The 19039-nt window shown below is 70.8% G+C and carries 14 protein-coding genes and 1 pseudogene; 13 read left to right on the top strand and 2 right to left on the bottom strand.

Annotation, left to right across the window (positions count from 1 at the left end):
* Position 1: 1 nt before the first annotated feature.
* From OG496_RS41795 to OG496_RS41775, 5 genes are read left to right on the top strand one after another with little or no spacing between them, the layout of a single operon-like run.
* On the top strand, positions 2 to 4561 hold the full coding sequence (locus OG496_RS41795) for a beta-ketoacyl synthase N-terminal-like domain-containing protein (protein WP_405974565.1): 4560 nt from the start codon (positions 2 to 4) through the stop codon (positions 4559 to 4561).
* On the top strand, positions 4558 to 4860 hold the full coding sequence (locus OG496_RS41790) for an acyl carrier protein (RefSeq protein WP_405974564.1): 303 nt from the start codon (positions 4558 to 4560) through the stop codon (positions 4858 to 4860). Before OG496_RS41795 ends, OG496_RS41790 begins: the two co-directional genes overlap by 4 nt.
* 3 nt (positions 4861 to 4863) lie before the next feature.
* On the top strand, positions 4864 to 5682 hold the full coding sequence (locus OG496_RS41785; protein WP_399393459.1) for an alpha/beta fold hydrolase: 819 nt from the start codon (positions 4864 to 4866) through the stop codon (positions 5680 to 5682).
* Positions 5679 to 6878 (top strand): glycosyltransferase, encoded by a 1200-nt coding sequence (locus OG496_RS41780; protein WP_405974563.1) that lies wholly within the window; start codon positions 5679 to 5681, stop codon positions 6876 to 6878. Before OG496_RS41785 ends, OG496_RS41780 begins: the two co-directional genes overlap by 4 nt.
* Positions 6875 to 7957, top strand: coding sequence for a class I SAM-dependent methyltransferase (locus OG496_RS41775; protein ID WP_405974562.1), 1083 nt, complete (start codon positions 6875 to 6877; stop codon positions 7955 to 7957). Before OG496_RS41780 ends, OG496_RS41775 begins: the two co-directional genes overlap by 4 nt.
* A gap of 16 nt (positions 7958 to 7973) precedes the next feature.
* On the opposite strand, the gene OG496_RS41770 is transcribed toward OG496_RS41775, so the two are convergent.
* Positions 7974 to 8174, bottom strand: a complete 201-nt coding sequence (locus OG496_RS41770) for a hypothetical protein (RefSeq protein WP_405974561.1) — start codon at positions 8172 to 8174, stop codon at positions 7974 to 7976.
* Between OG496_RS41770 and OG496_RS41765 the strand changes: the two are divergent.
* Together OG496_RS41765 and OG496_RS41760 are read left to right on the top strand one after the other, a co-directional pair.
* A pseudogene (locus tag OG496_RS41765) lies at positions 8173 to 8226 on the top strand (hypothetical protein); the annotation flags it as partial. The gene OG496_RS41770 and the pseudogene OG496_RS41765 sit on opposite strands and share 2 nt — an antisense overlap.
* A gap of 73 nt (positions 8227 to 8299) precedes the next feature.
* Positions 8300 to 8659 (top strand): hypothetical protein, encoded by a 360-nt coding sequence (locus OG496_RS41760; RefSeq protein ID WP_405974560.1) that lies wholly within the window; start codon positions 8300 to 8302, stop codon positions 8657 to 8659.
* A 208-nt stretch (positions 8660 to 8867) separates the two neighbouring features.
* Here OG496_RS41760 and OG496_RS41755 read toward each other — a convergent pair whose 3' ends face one another.
* On the bottom strand, positions 8868 to 9632 hold the full coding sequence (locus tag OG496_RS41755) for a sugar isomerase domain-containing protein (protein WP_405974559.1): 765 nt from the start codon (positions 9630 to 9632) through the stop codon (positions 8868 to 8870).
* Between the two features lie 118 nt (positions 9633 to 9750).
* Between OG496_RS41755 and OG496_RS41750 the strand changes: the two genes are divergently transcribed.
* From OG496_RS41750 to OG496_RS41725, 6 genes are all read left to right on the top strand, one after another.
* Complete coding sequence (locus OG496_RS41750; RefSeq protein WP_200685371.1) at positions 9751 to 10635, top strand: MurR/RpiR family transcriptional regulator; 885 nt, start codon at positions 9751 to 9753, stop codon at positions 10633 to 10635.
* Positions 10636 to 10768: 133 nt separating this feature from the next.
* Positions 10769 to 15013: an NEW3 domain-containing protein gene (locus OG496_RS41745; RefSeq protein WP_405974558.1), complete on the top strand. Its 4245-nt coding sequence runs from the start codon at positions 10769 to 10771 to the stop codon at positions 15011 to 15013.
* Positions 15010 to 15639: a peptidyl-prolyl cis-trans isomerase gene (locus tag OG496_RS41740; RefSeq protein WP_405974557.1), complete on the top strand. Its 630-nt coding sequence runs from the start codon at positions 15010 to 15012 to the stop codon at positions 15637 to 15639. Before OG496_RS41745 ends, OG496_RS41740 begins: the two co-directional genes overlap by 4 nt.
* 129 nt (positions 15640 to 15768) lie before the next feature.
* The gene (locus OG496_RS41735) at positions 15769 to 17139 is read left to right on the top strand and encodes an extracellular solute-binding protein (RefSeq protein WP_405974556.1); all 1371 of its coding nucleotides are present in this window, start codon (positions 15769 to 15771) and stop codon (positions 17137 to 17139) included.
* Entirely contained in the window at positions 17139 to 18155 is a 1017-nt protein-coding gene (locus tag OG496_RS41730) for a sugar ABC transporter permease (RefSeq protein ID WP_366493154.1), read from the top strand. The genes OG496_RS41735 and OG496_RS41730 overlap by 1 nt, the downstream gene beginning before the upstream one ends.
* Positions 18152 to 19036 (top strand): carbohydrate ABC transporter permease, encoded by an 885-nt coding sequence (locus tag OG496_RS41725; RefSeq protein WP_365985515.1) that lies wholly within the window; start codon positions 18152 to 18154, stop codon positions 19034 to 19036. Before OG496_RS41730 ends, OG496_RS41725 begins: the two co-directional genes overlap by 4 nt.
* The last annotated feature ends 3 nt before the right edge of the window (positions 19037 to 19039 follow it).

Genomic DNA, 19039 nt, shown 5'->3' with positions numbered 1-19039 from the left:
CATGACGGACCGTCAAGTGCCGGTCGCCATCGTGGGTATGTCGGTGCTGCTCCCCGGCGCCGCCGACCTCGACGCGTACTGGCGGAATCTGCTGGGCGGCACGGACGCCATCAGCGAGGTGCCGGACGGGCGTTGGGACGCGGACTACTACCGGCCGGACTCCGCGAGCGGTCCGGCGGTGGCCGACCAGGTGTACTGCCGGCGCGGTGGTTTCGTGGACGCGCTGGCCGAGGTCGAGGTCACCCGGTTCGGCATCATGCCGAACTCGGTGCCCGGCACCGAACCCGACCAGCTCATCGCCCTCCACGTGGCGGCCGCCGCCCTCGCCGACGCGGGCGGCGAGTCCCGCCTGCCCGACCGGCGGCGCGTCGGTGTCGTCCTCGGCCGGGGCGGCTATCTCACCCCGGGCCTGGTCCGCCTCGACCAGCGGGTCCGCACGGCGGGCCAACTCGTCCGCACCCTGGGCGAGTTGTTGCCCGCCCTGGACCCCGGCCAACTCGACCGCATCCGCACCGCGTTCACCGAACGGCTCGGCCCCGACAGTCCCGAGTCGGTCATCGGTCTGGTCCCCAACCTCGCGGCGTCCCGCGTCGCGAACCGCCTCGACCTGGGCGGCCCGGCGTACACCGTGGACGCGGCCTGCGCGTCCTCGCTGATCGCGGTCGACCAGGCGGTCACCGAACTGGCCTCCGGGCGCTGTGACTTGATGCTCGCCGGGGGCGTCCACCACTGCCACGACATCACGCTGTGGAGTGTGTTCTCCCAACTGCGCGCGCTCTCCCCGAGCCAGCGCATCCGCCCCTTCCATCGCGATGCCGACGGCATCCTGATCGGCGAGGGCACAGGAGTCGTCGTCCTCAAGCGCCTCGCCGACGCCGAGCGCGACGGCGACCGGATCTACGCCGTCATCCGCGGTACGGGCGTGTCCAGCGACGGCCGTGCCGCGAGTCTCGTCAACCCGGACTCGACCGGCCAGACCCACGCCGTACGCCAGGCCTGGCAGGCGGCGGGGTTGGATCCCGCGCTGCCCGACTCCATCGGTCTGCTGGAGGCGCACGGCACGGCGACGCCCGCCGGTGATTCGGCCGAACTGGCCACGCTGGCCGAGGTGTTCGGGGACACGGGGACATCCCGGGGCCGTGCGGTGATCGGCTCGGTGAAGTCGATGATCGGCCACACGATGCCGGCCGCCGGAGTCGCCGGCCTGGTCAAGGCAGCCCTCGCCGTCCACCACGGCATGCTCCTGCCGACCCTGCACTGCGACGACCCGCATCCGGCGCTCGCGGCGACCCGGTTCCGTCCGCTGGAGAAGGCGGCGCCCTGGGAGACCACTACCGAACAACCCGTGCGCCGGGCGGCCGTCAACGCGTTCGGGTTCGGCGGCATCAACGCGCATGTGGTGCTGGAGGAGGCACCGGGAGCGCGCGCGTCACGTTCGGCGGTGGTCGTCGACGAACCGGAACGCACCAACGCCCCCGCTCGCACGGCCTCCGTGGCCGAACCGGAACGTGTGCTGATGCTCGCCGCCGACAGCCCCGAGGCCCTGGCCGCGCTGCTGGACGCGGACGACTCCGCCCTCCTGGCCGCGGACAACACCCCTGCCGCCTCGGGCCGTTCCCGGCTCGGCATCGTCGCCCCGGACGCCAAGCGGCTCGCGCTGGCACGCCGGGCGGTCGCCAAGGGGCGGGCGTGGCAGGGCCGTAGCGATGTGTGGTTCACGCCGAGCCCGCTGATCGGGCCCGGCGCGGGAAAGCTGGCGTTCGTCTTCCCGGGCCTGGAGGGCGACTTCACGCCCCGGGTCGGGGATGTCGCCGCGCACTTCGGACTCCGTGAGAACCGGTCCGCAACCCCCGCGCAAGTGGGGGACGTTGGCCGTCACGGCTTCGATGTGGTCGGCGTCGGGCGGCTGTTGGACGCCGCGCTGCGCAAGATGGGCGTCGTCCCGGACGCGGTCGCCGGACACAGTGTCGGCGAGTGGACCGCGATGACGGCCGCCGGGGTGTACTCGCCGGACGAGGTCAGCGACTTCATGGAGGCGTTCGACCCCGACTCGGTGACGGTCCCCGGCCTCGCCTTCGGAGCGATCGGAGCCCCGGCCGAGCGCGTGCTCTCGGCGCTCGCCGCCGACTGGCCGGACGCCGGGATCGTGCTCTCCCACGACAACGCGCCGGGCCAGTCGATGGTGTGCGGACCGGACAAGGCCGTGGACGCGTTCGTGCGGTCCTTCCGCGCGCAGGGCGTCCTGAGCCAGGTCCTCCCGTTCCAATCCGGCTTCCACACACCGATGTTGAGGCCCTACCTCGCCCCGATCGAAGAGGCCACGAACCGCTTCCGGCTCCACCCGCCGACGGTACCCCTGTGGTCCGGTACCACCGCCTCGCCGTACCCCGCGGACGAGAAGGCGGTCCGCGAACTCTTCATCCGGCACCTGCTGGAGCCCGTGCGCTTCCGCCAGCTCGTCGAGGCCATGTACACCGCCGGCCACCGCGCCTTCGTCCAGGTCGGCACCGGCCAACTCGGCTCCCTCATCGACGCCACGCTCGGCGGACGCGACCACCTGGTCGTCGCCGCCAACTCGCCCCACCGCACCGGACTGGCCCAACTCCGGCGCGTGGCCACGGCGTTGTGGTCGGCGGGCGCAATGGTGGACCCGACGACACTGGCCCCGCAGAAACCGGCTCCACGACGGGAACGGCCCCCGGTACGGCTCGACCTGGGCGGCGCACTGGTGTCCCTCGACGCCCCGACCTTGGTGAAGCTACGGGCGGAACTACGCACACCGGCCGCCGCGACCACACCGACCCTCGCCGCGCTGTCCCCCCTCGACGCCCTCACCGACCGCTTCCCGGCCGCCGCCGAACTGCACGCGCTCATGCGCGACACCGCGGACACGGCCGCCCAGCTCATCAGCGCGGGCAGCCGTCGTACTGTAGCGACCGCCCCCACACTCGCGCCCCGGGCGCCCGCTCCCGTTCCCCCACCCCAACTCCCCACTCCCCCAAGGGAATGGCAGACCACGGTCCACGTCTCCCCCGAGTCCATGCCCTACCTCATGGACCACTGCTTCTTCCCGCAACGCCCCAACTGGCCGGATGTGGCGGACCGTTGGCCGGTGGTCCCCGCGACCACGATCGTCCAGCACATCATCGAGGCGGCGGAACGCACCGCCCCGGGCATGCGCGCGGTCGCCGTGCACGACGCGCGGTTCGACCGGTGGCTGACGGCGACGCCGTCGATCGACGTACCGGTGCGGGTGGTGGCGGACACCCCCGACCGACTCGCCGTCTCCTTCGGCCCGCACGCGCGCGGTGTGGTCGAACTGGCCCCCGCCCACGGCATATCGCCCCCACCGCACCCCCGCCCGGACCCGACCACCGAACGCGTCCCCGAGCACACCGCGGCCCATCTCTACGACGAGCGCTGGATGTTCCACGGCCCGGCGTTCCAGGGCGTCACCGAACTCACCGCGATCGGCGACCGCCACGTACGCGGCGTGATCACCACACCCCCCGCCCCGGGCGCCCTGCTCGACAACGTCGGCCAGATCCTCGGCTACTGGATCATGGCGACCCGCACCGAACGCACCGTCGTCTTCCCGGTCGGCATGCGCGAGATGCGCTTCTACGGCCCTCATCCGCGCCCCGGCACGGAGGTCGAGTGCCTGGTGCGGATCACCTCGCTCACCGACACCACGCTCGAAGCCGACGTACAACTCACGGTCGACGACGAGGTGTGGGCGGAGCTGACCGGCTGGCAGGACCGGCGCTTCGACAACGACCCGCAGACCAAGCCGGTCGAGCGTTTCCCGGAGCGCAACACCCTCTCCGAGGCCCGCCCCGGCGGCCGGACCCTGCTCAACGAGCGCTGGCCCGACCTCGCCTCGCGCGACCTGATCATGCGCAACTCCCTGAGCAGCGTGGAGCGTTCGCAGTACGCCGAGCATCCGCCGCGCGGGCGCAGGCAGTGGCTGCTGGGCCGGATCGCGGTGAAGGACGCGGTACGGCAGTGGCTGTGGAGCCATGGCGAGGGGCCGGTCTTCCCGGCGGAGATCCGGGTCCACAACGACGAGTCGGGCCGCCCGTACGTCACCGGTCTGCACGGCCGGACGCTGCCCCCGCTGGACGTCTCGCTGGCTCATCGTGCCGAGGCGGCGGTCGCGATCGTACGGCCGCATGCCCCTGGCCCCGGCCCCGGCATCGACATCGAGGAGGTCGTGGAACGCCCCCCGAGCACCCTCACCACCGCCCTCGGCGAGGAGGAACTGGCGCTCCTGCGCGCCCAATTGACGGCCACCGGCGAGTCCGAGGCGCTGTGGTTCGCCCGTTTCTGGGCGGCGAAGGAGGCGGTCGCCAAGGCGGAAGGCACCGGCTTCCGGGGACGGCCGCGCGACTTCGCCGTCTTCCAAGTGGTCTCCGGATCACGCCTGTTGGTGTCGGGGCGCCTGGAGCGCGCCTACACCGTGCACTACGAGCCGGCCGGCAATCCCCCCAAACTGCCGGACAGGACCTACGTCGTGGCCTGGACGACGGGACCCGCGCACGAAGAGGAGTACGACCGATGACCCCCACCACCGAGGACACCGTCCTCGCCGACCTCACCGGCATGCTCACCACGCTTCTTGAGGACGAGTACGGCGTCGACGACGTCGAGATCACCATGACGACGACCTTCAACCGCGACCTGGAGCTGGAGAGCATCGACCTGGTGACCCTGGCCGGTCTGCTCCAGGAGCACTACGGGACGAAGGTCAACTTCGCCGAGTTCCTGGCCGGGATGGAGTTCGACGAGATCATCGATCTCACCGTCGGCCGGCTCGTGGAGTACGTCGTGCAGAGCCTCAAGGCAGCCGAGGCGGGCTGAGCGATGGCGATGGTCGACACCGGTCAACTCCGGTTGCACGTACAGCGTATGAGCCCGCCCGACGGCCGCCCGGTCACCGCCACGGCGGTGCTCGTGCACGGCCTGCTCACCGACAGCCTGGCCAGCTACTACTTCACCATCGCGCCGCCGTTCGCGCTGGCCGGCATCGACGTCGTCATGTACGACCTGCGCGGCCACGGCCGCAGCGGACGCCCGGCCACCGGCTACACGCTCGACGACAACATCGACGACCTGGAGGCGCTGCTCGACCGCCTGGAGGTGACAGGACCGGTCCATCTGGTCGGCAACTCCTATGGCGGGACAGTGGCGTTCGGCTATGCGGCCCGCCATCCGGAGCGGGCCGCCAGCGTCTCCCTCATCGAGTCGGAACCGGCGACCACGGCCTGGGCGCCGAAGCTCGGCGGCATCCTGGACCGTGTGCTGCACGAGCTGGCGCACAACGAGGACGACGCGATCGCCTGGATCAGCGCGAACCGCGGCCACAACACCGCCCGCCTCGCGAAGGGTGCGGCCCGGCTGGCCCGGGAGACCTCCCTCTCCCAAGACATCCCGGCCAGCGGTGTATTGACGGAGGATCAGATCCGCGCGGTGTACTGCCCGGTGCTCGGCATCTACGGCGGCGACTCGGACCTCGCCCTGCTCGCACCGTGGCTGGAGTCGGTGCTCCCCGACTGCCGGACCGTCGTCGTCCCCGGCCACGAGCACTCCGTACTGGTCGAGGCGGCGGGCACGGTCGGCGGGCACATCCTCTCCCTGATCCAGGCGAGTGCACCGGAGGCCGCCGAGGTGGCGGCCCGGTGAGCCGGTTCCTGTTCGTCGTCCCGCCGCTGGTCGGCCACATCAACCCGGCGGTGGGCGTGGCGGCCGAACTGGCGTCGCGGGGCCACGAGTTGGCGTGGGTCTGCGCCGACCCCGCTCTCGTACGGCGGCTCGCGGGAGAGTCGGCGCGCGTGTTCCCCTGCGCCGGGCCGGTACCGGGTGAGGGCGAGGGCGTACGCCCGCCCGACCTCCGTGGCCCCGAGGCGCTGAAGTTCCTGTGGGAGGCCTTCCTCGCGCCGCTCGCCGAGCAGATGGCGCCCGGAGTCGCGGCTGCCGTCGAGGAGTTCGGGCCGGACGCGGTCGTCGCCGATCAACAGGCCCTGGCCGGTGGCCTGGTGGCGGAGCGGCTGGGCGTGCCGTGGGCGACCTCGGCGACGACCTCGGCCGAGTTCACGGACGTACTGGCGGGCATGCCCAAAGTCGCCCTGTGGCTGGACGAGTTGCTGCACGGACTCCGCACCGACATCGGCGACCCGTCGGGCACCGCCGACCCCCGCTTCTCCCCACACCTCGTCCTCGCGTTCAGCACCCCGGAACTCGTCGGCCCCGAGGCCCGGCAGGGCGAGCAGATCCGCTGGGTCGGCCCGTCGATCGCGCCCCGCCCGGCGGCGCCGGACTTCCCCTGGGACTGGCTGGACCCGGCCCGGTCCCTGGTCCTGGTCAGCCTCGGCACGGCCAACACCGATGTGGGCGCCCGTTTCCTCACCGAGTGCGTGACGGCGCTGCGGGCGCGAACGGACCGTGTGCAGGCGGTGATCGCGGACCCCGGCAACACGCTGGGTGCATCGGACGAACAGGACAAAGACCTGCTGATCCTGCCGTCGATCCCCCAACTCCCGCTCCTCGAACGGGCGGACGCGGTCGTCTCGCACGCCGGGCACAACACGGTGTGCGAGGCGCTGTGGCACGGTGTCCCCCTCGTCGTGGCGCCCATCCGCGACGACCAGCCGGTGATCGCCGGGCAGGTCACCGGCGCGGGTACCGGCATCCGCGTCCGCTTCGGCCGCGTCACCGCCCCCAAACTGGGCGCGGCGATCGACGCCGTACTCCACGAACCCGACCACCGCGCCGCGGCCGGCCGCATCCGTACGGCGTTCCGCGCGGCCGGAGGCACCCGCGCGGCGGCGACCCATCTGGAGCGGCTGGCCACCGGCGCGTCCCTCAAGGAGACCCCGTGAGCAACGAGGACGACCCCAAGCCCCCGAACCGCAACGACCAGGTGGCGGCCCTACGGCCCACCTACCAGGCCGACTTGGCCAAGGGCCTGGACCGCTTCTTCGAACCCCGGAGCGCGACCTGCCCCTGGTGCGACTCGCCTCGCCTCCGGACCCGGCTGCGCACGAAGGACCTGATCCAGCACAAGCCGGGCGCGTTCGTCCTGGACCAGTGCGAGGCCTGCCGGCACACGTTCCAGAACCCCCGACTGAGCCCGGCCGGGCTGGAGTTCTACTACCGGGACTTCTACGACGGCCTGGGCGAGAAGCAGTTGGGCAACACGTTCGCGGCCCGTACCAAGATGTACGAGCAGCGCGCGGAGTCACTCCTCCCGCACTCCCCGACCCCCAAGAACTGGCTCGACGTCGGGACCGGCCACGGCCACTTCTGCGAGTCGGCCCGCACGGTGTATCCCGACACCACCTTCGACGGCCTCGACTTCACGGACGGCGCCGAACTCGCCGAGCAGGCAGGGCGGGTGGAGCGCGGCTATCGGGGCAGCTTCCCCGACCTGGCCCCGAACCTCGCGGGCCACTACGACGTGGTCAGCATGTTCCACTACCTGGAGCACAGCACGGAGCCCGAGCGCGAACTGGCCGCCGCGCACCAGGCCGTGCGCCCCGGCGGCCACCTCCTGATCGAGGTCCCGGACCCCGACAGCCGCTACTCCCGCCTCCTGGGCCGCTGGTGGCTGCCGTGGCTCCAGCCGCAGCACCTGCACTTCATCCCGGTCGAGAACCTGCGCCGCCGACTCACCGACCTGGGCTTCACGGTCGTCGCCGAACAGCACGCGGAGCCCCACGACCCGGTCGACCTCCTCGCCGGCACCTGGCTCGCCCTGGACACGGCCGCGCCCCGCGACAACCTCCCGTGGCTGCCGAAGCCGCCGTCAGGACTGGCCCGTACGGGCCGCGCGGCGGTGCTGATCGCGGGGATCCCGGCGCTGCTCCTTGGAACGTTCCTGGACCGGTTCGTGGTGAGGCGGCTGTCGCACCGGCTGGGGGTGTCGAACGCGTACCGGCTGGTGGCGCGGCGCGACTGAGCCATGACGCAGAAGGTCAGGACAGACTCTCCAGCGCGCGGGCGACCGCGTCCGCCGTGACACCGTCGGACCGGTTGTCGAACACCACCCGCCGCCCGTCCGCCCATTGGCACTCGTTCGCCCCGGCCGTCTTCCAGAACGTGTCCCAGTCAGCGAACTTGGACCGGTCCCGGGCGCGGACGCGTTCGCGGGCGGCGGAGCTCGTCGAGGACGGCATGGTGGTGTTCCTCGACGCGGGGACGACTTGCCAGTCGGTCGTGCCGTTCCTGGTCGGCCGCAAGGACCTCACCGTCGTCACCAACGACTTTCACGCCGTACTGGCGCTGTGCGGAACTGCCGTCCGTGCACACGGTCCACACCGGCGGCGAGGTCGACGTGTCGAGCGGTTCGAGCAGCGGGCCCCTCGCGGCCAGGACGGTCGGCACGCTCAATCTCGACCTCGCCTTTCTGAGCGCCGGGTCCTGGGACCTGGCCCACGGCATCACGAGCTTCTCGATGGACAAGGTGCTGCTCAAGCAGGCGGTGATGGAGGCGGCCGGCTCGGTCGCGCTGCTCGCCGACAGCACGAAGTGGGGCACGGTGGAGCGGTTCAACGTGACGAAGCTGGACCGGCTCGACACGGTCGTGACCGACGTGGGCCTGCCGTTGGCCGTGGTCGACCGCATCGCGGAGGAGGGCCCGGCGGTGCTCCGCACGGGCTGAGTTCCCGCCCCCCAGTGGCCGAGTACCGGCTAACCCCCATTGAATGATGCATTCACCGCGCCTAGCATCACTCGGTGATTCCAGCAATTCCCGTCTGACTCCTGCGCGTTGACGGGAGACGCCTTGACGGGGGACGTGACGACGACGAGCGGCCGCGGCCCGGTTCCGGGGGCTCCGGCCGCTCGTCCCACTCCACCTCTACGTCAACTCAGCTCGCGGTACGGCGAATTCGCCCCTCGTACCGCTTCTCCAGCTCCAGATTGCCCTCGAAGCCGCCCGGCACATTGGCCGAGACGTACACCGGCGGCCGCTCCCCCGAGGCGAGCAGTTGCGCCGCCGCCTCCGCGACCGACAGCTGGACGAGCATCGCGCCGGTGAGGGTGGACAGGGCGCAAACGGCACCGCCCGTGGGGAGTTCGAGGAGGGCGTCGCCGCGTGGGGCCGCGTTGTCGAGGACGACGTCGGCGAGGTCGGCGAGCTTCTTGCCGCTCGGGTGACCGGCCGGGACGGCACGGGTGTGGGCGAGCGAGGTGATGGCCAGAAGTCGGTGGCCGCGCTCCTTCACCCGCAGGGCCATCTCCACGATCACCTTGTTCACACCGGAGTTGGAGATGATGACGAAGAGGTCCTCGGGGCGGGGCGCGGCGAGGTCGTAGAGGCGTTCGGCGACCCCGGCCTGGCGTTCCAGCAGCGGGTCGTCGAGGACGGTGGGCGGGTCGCCGCCGTAGAGGACGAGGTCGGCGATGCTCAGGCGGTTGGTGGGCACCAAACCTCCGGCTCTGCCCGCGAGTTCGAGGACCATGGCCTGGGAGTGGCCGGTGCCGAAGGCCTGGATGACGCCGTCCGTGCGGACGCAGTCCGCGATCAGTTCGGCGGCGCGGGACACGGTGTCGCGGCTGGACTCGGTGATGTGCTGGAGGACGGCCAGGCTCTCGCGCGCGAAGGTCTCGGCGCTTACGGACTCGGCGGACACTCGATTCTCCCCACCGGTGGATCAAACCACCTGTTCTTTCTAGATCAATGAATCAATAAATCACATGCGGTCCTGGTATTCAATCGATGGCCTCTGGGGTGGCTGATACCTTCTGCACATGCCCCCGACAGACGTCACCACCCTCATCCGCACCGAGCTGCCCCGGCTGGCCGGCTCACTGAGGAAGGTCGGCGAGCTGATCCTGGAGGATCCGGCCGCCGTCACCCACTGCTCGGCCGCCGAACTGGGCCGCCGCACCGGCACGTCGCAGGCGACGGTGACCCGGTTCTGCCGGGCGGTCGGCCTCGACTCGTACCAGCATCTGCTGATCGAGCTGGCCCAGGAGCGCGGTCGCGGCGAGGTCTCCGACTGGGGCACCGCCGAGATCGGCCCGGACATCTCCCCGGACGACGATCTCGAACGGGTCGTGCAGGTCGTGGGCAGCGCGGACCTCCGCGCGGTGCAGCAGACGATCGACCGGATCGACCTCGACGCGGTGGAGCGCGCGGCCACGGCCGCCGCCCGCGCCCGGCGCATCGACGTCTACGGCATCGGCGGCAGCGGGGCCGTCGCCCAGGAGACCGAAACGCGGCTGTTCCGCATCGGCTGCGCGGTGCGCGGCTGGACCGAGGTGCACGCGGCCGCCACCTCCGCCGCCCTGCTCACCCCGGCGGACGTCGCCATCGGAATCTCCCACTCGGGTTCGACCCGCGAGACCATCGAGCCCTTCGAACTCGCCAAGGAGCGCGGCGCCACCACCATCGCCCTCACCTCCGACCCGCGCTCCCCGCTCGCCCGCGCCGCCGACATCCGGCTCATCTCCTCGTCCTCCGCGACCAGTTTCCCCACCGGCATCATCGGCGCCCGCCACTCCGTCCTGGTCCTCATCGACTGCCTCTACGTCCGCATCGCGCAGCTCTCCTACCAGCGCGCGAGCGCCTCGCTGGCCCTCACCGACCACATCGCCGGGGAGCACACGGTGAAGTCCCGCAGGGGTCGGTGATCCGAGCCGAGACCGGGTCGTGATCTCGGCCGAGTCTGCATGGATGAACCACCGAAGTTACGCGGAGATGGTTGTTTGAATCATCTTCGCGGTGTCAGGATGGGCGCTCCGCCGAGCCTCTGGTAGGAGACCCATGCGCGTCACCGCTGCCCTGTCGACCGAGCTGTTCGTCGGCACCGCCGAGCATCCGCTCCAGGTGGTGGCCGCCGAACTCGCCCATGTCCCCGGCCGGCCGGTCCGCCTCACGGTCGAGGGCCCCGGCCTGCACGGCACCGCGGAGACCACCGTGGGCGAGGACGGCACCGCGCACGTCGAGATACCCGTGACCACGGACCTCGCGCCCGGCGAACGGTGCGCGATCGAGGTGACGGCGACCGACGGCGACCAACTGGCCACGCTCACCGCCGAGTTCACGGCCACGGAACCCGGCTGGACCATGTTCATGGTCAGCCACTTCCACTACGACCCCGTCTGGTGGAACACCCAGGGCGCCTACACCGAGACCTGGGACGTGGCCGCCGACCCCGCCTCCACCGGCCTCCCGGCCCGCACCTTCGACTCCCGCGGCCAGTCCGGCATGACCCTCGTCCGCGCCCACTGCGACCTGGCCCGCCGCGACCCCGCGTACACCTTCGTCCTGGCCGAGGTCGACTACCTCAAGCCGTACTGGGACGCCTTCCCCGAAGAGCGGGCCTTCCTACGGGAGTTGATCCGCACCGGCCGGGTCGAGATCATGGGCGGCACCTACAACGAGCCCAACACCAACCTCACCGGCGCCGAGGCGACCGTACGCAACGCCCTGTACGGGGACGGCTTCCAGCGCGGCATCCTGGGTGCGACCCCTGAAACCGCTTGGCAACTCGACGCGTTCGGGCACGACCCACAGTTCCCCGGACTGATGGCGGACGCGGGAGTGTCCTCCAGCTCATGGGCGCGTGGACCGTTCCACCAGTGGGGCCCGACCCTGTCCGTGTTCGGCGAGGAGCCGCGCGACCCCCAACGCATGCAGTTCCCGGCCGAGTTCAGCTGGATCGCCCCCTCCGGGCGCGGGCTGCTCACGGCCTACATGGTCAACCACTACGGCGCCGGCTGGGCCATCGACAACGCGCCCACGCTCCCCGAGGCGGAGTCGGCGGCGCTGAAGCTCTTCCGGGGGCTGAAGAAGGTCGCGCTCACCCGCAACGTCCTGCTCCCGGTCGGCGGCGACTACGCGCCCCCGTGCCGCTGGGTGATGGACATCCACCGGGACTGGAACGCCCGTTACGTCTCGCCGCGCTTCGTCAGCGCGATCCCCCGGGACTTCTTCGCCGCCGTCCGCGCCCAGTTGGACGAGGAGGGCCGCAAGGCATCCCCGCAGACCCGGGACATGAACCCGGTCTACACCGGCAAGGACGTCTCCTACATCGACACAAAGCAGGCCCAGCGCCACGGCGAGACCCTCCTCGCCGACGCCGAGGCCTGGGCGACCCTCGCCTCGCTCGTCGCCCAACACCCGTACCCGGACGCCGCGTTGGACAAGGCCTGGCGGCAGCTCATCTACGGCGCCCACCACGACGCCATCACCGGCTCCGAGTCGGACCAGGTGTACATCGACCTGATGACCGGCTGGCGCGAGCTGTACGACCTGGCCGAGACGGTGCACGCCGACGCGACGGACGCCCTGGCCGGGAGAGTTGCCCGACTACCGGGCGGCACGGACGACTTGGTCGTGTTCAACGCGGCGACCTGGGAGCGCCGGGATGTGCTGACCGTCGGGGACCCGGGACTCGTGCCTCTCGACGACACCGGGCTTCCCCTGCCCGCCGTACGCGAGGGCGACCAACTCCGTGTCGTCGTACCGGACGTACCCGGCATGGGCCTCAAGGCCCTCCCGCTCGCCGAGGGTTCGGTACCCGAGTGGACGCCCGGCGAGGGCCTCACCATCCGCAACGAGTTCTACGAGGTCACGGTCGACCCCGCGCGAGGCGGTGGCGTCAGCAGCCTGCGTGAACTGGCCGAGGACGGCCGGGAGTTGCTGCGCACCGGTGACATCGGCAACGAACTCGTCGTACAGGAGGAGTACGCGCGGCACCCGCGCTTCGGTGAGGGGCCGTGGCATCTCACGCCGACCGGGACCACCGCCGCACGCAGCCGGGATGTCACCGCCGACATCGATGTCCGGCACTCCCCCGCCGGATCGCAGATCACCGTCACCGCCGACCTCGGACTGTTCCGGTACACGCAGCAGTTGACGCTGTGGGCGGGAGTCCCGCGCCTCGACGTGACGACGACCATCGACGGGTACGACGGCGCCGACCGGCTGATCCGGGTGCGCTGGCCGTCCGACGTGACCGGCGGGCTGCCGGTGCACGAGGTGGCGGACGCGGTGATCGGGCGCGGGTTCGGGTTCGTCGAGGTGGACAGCGAGGAGTTCCCGTGGACGCTCGACAACCCGGCGAACACGTGGTTCGGGCTGGGGTCCACCGCGCGGGTCGCGGTGCGGGACGAGTCGGGGCGGTTGCTCGGGCACCGGTCGATCGGTGTCGCCGAACTCGTCTACGCCGACTGGGACGACGCCGGTGAACTCGGTACGCCGCTCGCGGCGGCCCTGGTCCGCGCCGGGGTCACCGCGACCTCGACGATCGCGGGCGGCCCGCGCTACGGCGACCTCGAAGTCGACTCCAATCTCCCCGACTTCCGGATCGCCGTGGGCGCGCCCGAGCGCAACTCCGTGGTCGCCGAGGCCCTCGGCTGGGACCCGGCCGCTGGGCGCGAGGTGCGTCGGCAGCTGGCCGAGCGGGGTGTGGCGACGGTGTGGGTCGCGCCGCGTGCCGGACTGCGCGAGGAATGGGTCCCCGGGGCCGACCTGCGCGACCTCGAACGGCTGCCGCTGCTCGTGGTGGCGGGCGCCCGCCCCGAGGACGACGCGAAGGCGGTGGACGCGCTGATCGCCGACCTCGACGACGCGGTCCTCACCGCCACGGCGGCGGGCGGCTGCGAGGCCCTGCCGCCGGGCGACGCCTGGGACGGCCGGAGCTTCGCCGTCCTCAACCGGGGCACGCCCGGCTGCGTGGTCACCTCCTCCGGCGACCTCTACATGTCCCTCATGCGCTCCTGCACCGGCTGGCCCTCCGGCATCTGGGTCGACCCGCCCCGCCGCACGGCACCCGACGGTTCCGCCTTCCAACTCCAGCGCTGGACCCATGAGTTCGAGTACGCGGTGGTCGCGGGCGCGGGTGACTGGAGGGAGGCGCGCCTGCCTCAGGCCGGACATGAGTTCAACCACCCGCTCACAGCTCGCCTCCGCACCTCCGCCTCCACTGCTACCCAACAGGGAGTCCTGCCCAGGAAGTTGGCCCTGCTCGGCCTGGAACCGGCGGGCGAGGTCGTACTCGACGCCCTCAAGCCGCTCGGCTCCCCGCTGGCTCGGGGCAGCGCGATACCGGTCGACCCGGGGCGCGGTGTCGTCGTACGGATGCACGAGGTGAACGGTCGGCCGGTGCGGGCCCGGATACGCGGGCCGCTTGACTGGACCGAGGGTGCGCGGGCCGACGTACTGGAGGCGCCCGGTGAGGAGTTGACGCCGGAGCGGGACGGTGGGCTCGCCGTCGACCTGACCGGCTTCGAGGTCGCCACGGTGTTGGCGACTCCCGCCGAAGCCTCCGAGCCCTCAACCAGTCCCGGAACAGCGGCAGATGAGCCCGCGCAACCCGTCCACACCCGCTACTGGCTCCACAACTCCGGCCCCGCGCCCCGGGGGAACATGCCGGTGTCGGTCTATCTCTCCCCCGGCACGCTCACCGTCTCCGGCCCCGTCACCGCGACCGTCCGGGTCGGCTCGGAACTCACCGACGCGCCGGTGTCGGGCACCGTGCGGGTCGAGGTCCCGCCCGGCTGGACCGCCGAACCCGCCGAACTGCCCTACGCGTTGGGCCCCGGCGGCTTCACGCTGGCCGAGGTGACCGTGACACCTCCGGCTGAACCGGAACCCGGCCGGCACTGGCTCGCGGCACAGCTGGAGTACGGCGGGCAGACGTACGAGGACGTCGTGGCGCTGGACGTGGCGAACGGGCAGTACGGGCCAACTCTGCTCTCCAGTCTGGGCGTTGAACGGATCAGCGTGCGCGGCGGCGAGCGGGTCCAGGTACCCGTGAACCTCCGCAACACCACCCGTGGACCGGTCCACGGCGCCCTCTGGGCCATCTCCTCGTGGGGCACCTGGGCCGGGGTCGGGCCAGGCTGCCAGGGGTTCACGGTCACAGGGGGCGCGGAAGAGCAGTGCTTCATCGACGTGGACGGCTCGGCGGTGGAGCCGGGGTCGTACTGGCTGCTCGCGAAGGTCGCCTGGCACGGGTGTGTCGCCTACACGGAGGCCGTCGCGCTGGAGGTGACGCCGTGACGGAGCACGCGGCCGTGGTGCGCGGCAGGACCGTTCCAAAGAGGCGGGTGGACACGCTGCTTGCGGCCGTACCGGTCCGGGATCGGGAGAGCACCCGGCCCGAGGCGCTCGCGCGGGCCGAGCGGCAGCGGCGGCGGTGGGCGACGCAGGTGGTGGTCATCGACGAGCTGGCCCAACGGGCTTGCGCCGAGCGGGGGTTGAAGCCTCCCGCAGAGGTGTCGCCGGACCGGGTGCTCGCCGTCGCCGAGACGGACGTAGCGGATCTCGGCAGTATCGTCGCGGCGGCCCTCGCGCACTCCCCGGCCGCCCGGGTGCTGCTGGCCGAGCTGGAGGGCGAGCAGGAGGTCGCGGAGGCGGCCGTACGGGACTACTACGACCGGAACCGGGACCGCTTCCTCACCACGGAGGCGCTGCGGCGGGGTGTCGACCCGTTCGGCGGGGCGTCATCGGAGGACTTCCTGTCGTACGGGCAGGTCCGTGAGGGGGTCGCGCGGGAGTTGCGGCGGGCCGCGGGGCGGCGGGCCTTCTTCGGCTGGTTGGACCAGGCCAAGGCCGGCGTCGTGTATGCCGTGGGTCATGAGCACCCCGGCGATCCGGCGCACCCGGACCACGAGCACCGGCACTGATCACTCCCGGAACCTAAAAGCAACACGGGAACCCATTGACCTCCGATGAATTCTGGTCCACCTTTTCATCAATCGGAGTCGAAGTTGGTTAATTGAACCAGCTGTTGGCTGATGCTCAGGAGGGCAGCGATGCGCACAGGAAGACTGACCGGATCGATGGTGGGGATCATCGTCCTGACCCTGACGGCCGCCGGCTGCGGGCTGTCCGGCAGTTCGGGCGACAGCGACTCCACCGCGGGCGGCTGCGATGTGGACAAGGGCAACGTCGGGTCCGGGAAGCTCACCGGCGAGGTGAAGGGCAACATCACCTTCCAGACCACCAACTTGAAGAAGGACTTCGGGAGTTTCTTCAACGGGGTCATCAAGTCCTTCGAGAAGGCGCACCCCGGTACGTCGGTCAAGTGGATCGACGATCCGGGCGACAGCACCTTCACCCAGCGCAATGTCGCCGACGCCCAGGCCTGCACGCTGCCGGACGTCATCAACCTCAACGCGGAGACGGCGACGGCACTCACGAAGGCCGGTTATCTGCTCAACCTGGGCGTGAAGGACCCCGACGCCGGCAAGCCGTTCGTCCCCGCGTTCTGGAAGTCCAGCACCTTCAAGGACGCCTCGGGCGCCGCGCTGCACACCGTGCTCCCCTGGTACACCGGCGGCATCGTCCTGACGTACAACACCGACCTGTTGAAGAAGGCCGGGATCGATCCCGCGAAGCCGCCGACGACGATCTTCGGGCTGTTCGCCGACTACGAGAAGATCGCCAAGTCGGCCAGGGGCAAGTACTACGCGACGATGGCCAACCCGATCTGGCGCATCCCGGCGGACTTCGACCAGATGAACATCAAGACCCTCTCCAGCGACGGCAAGTCGGCCGTGTTCGCCGACGATCCGCGCACCACCCAGTGGGTCGCCTGGATGGCGAAGCTGTACAAGGAGGGCGCGATGCCGAAGGACTCGCTGTCCTCCAGCAACGACCCGTCCACGCCGTACACGCAGGGCAAGGTCGCCTACGGCTCGACGAACCCGAGCTATGTGCGGTTCGTGAAGCAGAACAGCCCCTCGATCTACGCCAAGACGGCGGTCGGGCAGCAGCCCTTCGACGCGCTGGGCCACACCACCGGCGCCCCGCAGTACGTCTCGGTCGCCGCGACCAGCAAACACGCCCCCGTGGCACTGGCGTTCGCGGAGTACCTCACCAACGCCGAGAACCAGACGGCCTGGGCCAAGGACCCGGACGTGGTGATCTTCCCGACCACGACCACCTCGCTCAACGACCCGTTCTTCCAGAAGGTCAGCGGCAGCGACCAGTTCGCGCAGGCCCGCAAGCTCGTCGCCGACCAGCTCAAGACGACCACGGCCTACCAGACCAACCTCTCGCCGGCCGTGCAGAACGCGATCGTGTCCCAGGTGCAGTTGGCGATGCAGGGCAAGAAGAGCGCGGCGCAGGCCGTGAAGGACGCCCAGGCGAAGGCCGACGAGCTGCTGAAGCAGGCTGGTTGATGGTGGCGACGCAGACCGCGAAGCCGGTGACCGTGCCCGGTGCGGAGGCCGCCGCCTCCGCACCGGGCACGTCCCGCATACGTAAGTTCGCCCGCGCCGTCCTGCCCGGTCCCGCCCCCGGCGCCAACGGTGCGGCCCTGTACCGCCGTTGGTGGCTGCCCTGGCTTTGGACCGCTCCAGCGATCGTCTGCGCGGCGGTGTTCGGGGTGTTCCCGTTCCTCAACACCCTGCTGCTGTCGTTCACGAACGCCAAGCCGCTCGGCGGCGCCGCGGGCTTCGTCGGGCTCGCCAACTACACCCGGATGCTGGGTGATTCGGACTTCTGGCTGGCGACCCGCAACAGCGTCCTGTACGCGGTGATCGTCGTCCCCCTGATGGTGCTGCTGCCGCTCCTGCTCGCCGTCCTGGTGGAGAAGAACCTCCCCGGCATCGGCTTCTTCCGCTCCGCCTTCTACACCCCGGTGCTCGCCTCCAGCGTGGTCGTCGGCCTCAGCTGGCAGTGGCTGCTCGCGGACGACGGACTGGTCAACACCTGGCTGGAGAAAGCCCACTTGATCCGGTCGGCGATCCCCTTCCTCTCCGACTCGTGGCTGATCCTGCTCTCCGCGATGGGCCTCACCCTGTGGAAGGGCCTCGGCTGGTACATGGTCTTCTACCTGGCCGCCCTCGGGAACGTTCCAAAAGAACTGCACGAGGCCGCCTCCATGGACGGCGCCGGTGCCGCCCGCCGCTTCTGGCACATAACCGTGCCCGGCGTACGCCAGGCGATGATGCTGGTCGGCACCCTCACCGGCATCGGTTCGCTGCGCGTGTTCACCGAGATCTACATGCTGGGCAGCTCCACCGGCGGCCCCGGCGGCGCCGACCGCACGCTGCCCTTCTACATCCGGGACGTCGGCCTGGACCCCATCACCGGAAACGCCGGTTACGGCTCGGCGGTGAGCGTGGCGCTGTTCGTCCTGACCCTGGGCCTGACCCTGCTGGCGCAGCGCCTCACCAAGGAGGACGAGTCATGACGACGACCGCAGTGCGGCCCAAGTCCCGCCGCCTGACGCCCCGTTGGCGTGACTACGGCCGCCCCCGCGAACTCCTCGTCCGCTACCTCCTGTTGCTGCTGGTGCTCGGCCTCACCGTAGGGCCACTCATCTGGCAGCTCCTGGCTTCGCTCAAGGGCACCGGCGAGGACGTCTTCGGCGCGAACGCCTCACTGCTGCCCCACCACCCGACCCTGCACGCCTACCGCGAGGTCTTCAGCCAGGTCCCGGTGGTGACATACATCAGGAACAGCCTGATCGTCGTACTCCTGTCGGTCGGCAGCCAGTTGCTGTTCTCCACCACCGCCGGCTACATGCTCTCCAAGCCCGCCTGGAAGGGCCGCAGAGCGGTCTGGATCCTCTTGATCGCCTCCATGATGTTCCCCTTCGAGTCGATCATGGTGTCGCTCTTCCTGAGCATCCGCGACCTCGGCCTGGTCGACAACGTGGTGGGCGTGTGGCTGCCCGGCTTCGTCGGCGCGATCAACGTCCTGCTGATGCGCGGCGCGTTCCTCGCGGTACCGCGCGAGATCGAGGATTCGGGGATGCTCGACGGCGCGAGCGAGTGGCAACGCTTCCGCTACCTCTACCTCCCGTCCGCGTGGGGCGCGATCATGGTGGTCACCATCAACACCTTCATCAGCGCCTGGGACGACTTCCTCTGGCCCCTGATCGTCCTCCGCTCCGAGGACCACATGACCCTGACGCTGGGCCTTTCACGGTTGCAGAGTTCGTCGTTCGGCTACGACCAGCGGGTGGTGATGGCCGGTTCGGTGATCTCCGTGATCCCGGTGCTCGTGCTGTTCGTCATCACCCAACGCTGGTTCTACAAAGGCGTGTCGGCCGGAGCCGTCAAACTCTGAACC

It is taken from the genome of Streptomyces sp. NBC_00988, assembly GCF_045162645.1.
In the GTDB taxonomy this organism is placed as follows: domain Bacteria; phylum Actinomycetota; class Actinomycetes; order Streptomycetales; family Streptomycetaceae; genus Streptomyces.
The sequence above is the reverse complement of the archived record's forward strand: the minus strand, read 5'-3'. Positions and strand labels throughout refer to the sequence as shown.

What these genes read in the sequence shown, in the direction of transcription:
- OG496_RS41795 (WP_405974565.1), top strand. Translation starts at nt 2, where the DNA reads ATGACGGACCGTCAAGTGCCGGTCGCCATCGTGGGTATGTCGGTGCTG.
- OG496_RS41790 (WP_405974564.1), top strand. Translation starts at nt 4,558, where the DNA reads ATGACCCCCACCACCGAGGACACCGTCCTCGCCGACCTCACCGGCATG.
- OG496_RS41785 (WP_399393459.1), top strand. Translation starts at nt 4,864, where the DNA reads ATGGCGATGGTCGACACCGGTCAACTCCGGTTGCACGTACAGCGTATG.
- OG496_RS41770 (WP_405974561.1), bottom strand. Translation starts at nt 8,174, where the DNA reads ATGCCGTCCTCGACGAGCTCCGCCGCCCGCGAACGCGTCCGCGCCCGG.
- OG496_RS41750 (WP_200685371.1), top strand. Translation starts at nt 9,751, where the DNA reads ATGCCCCCGACAGACGTCACCACCCTCATCCGCACCGAGCTGCCCCGG.
- OG496_RS41745 (WP_405974558.1), top strand. Translation starts at nt 10,769, where the DNA reads ATGCGCGTCACCGCTGCCCTGTCGACCGAGCTGTTCGTCGGCACCGCC.
- OG496_RS41735 (WP_405974556.1), top strand. Translation starts at nt 15,769, where the DNA reads ATGCGCACAGGAAGACTGACCGGATCGATGGTGGGGATCATCGTCCTG.
- OG496_RS41730 (WP_366493154.1), top strand. Translation starts at nt 17,139, where the DNA reads ATGGTGGCGACGCAGACCGCGAAGCCGGTGACCGTGCCCGGTGCGGAG.
- OG496_RS41725 (WP_365985515.1), top strand. Translation starts at nt 18,152, where the DNA reads ATGACGACGACCGCAGTGCGGCCCAAGTCCCGCCGCCTGACGCCCCGT.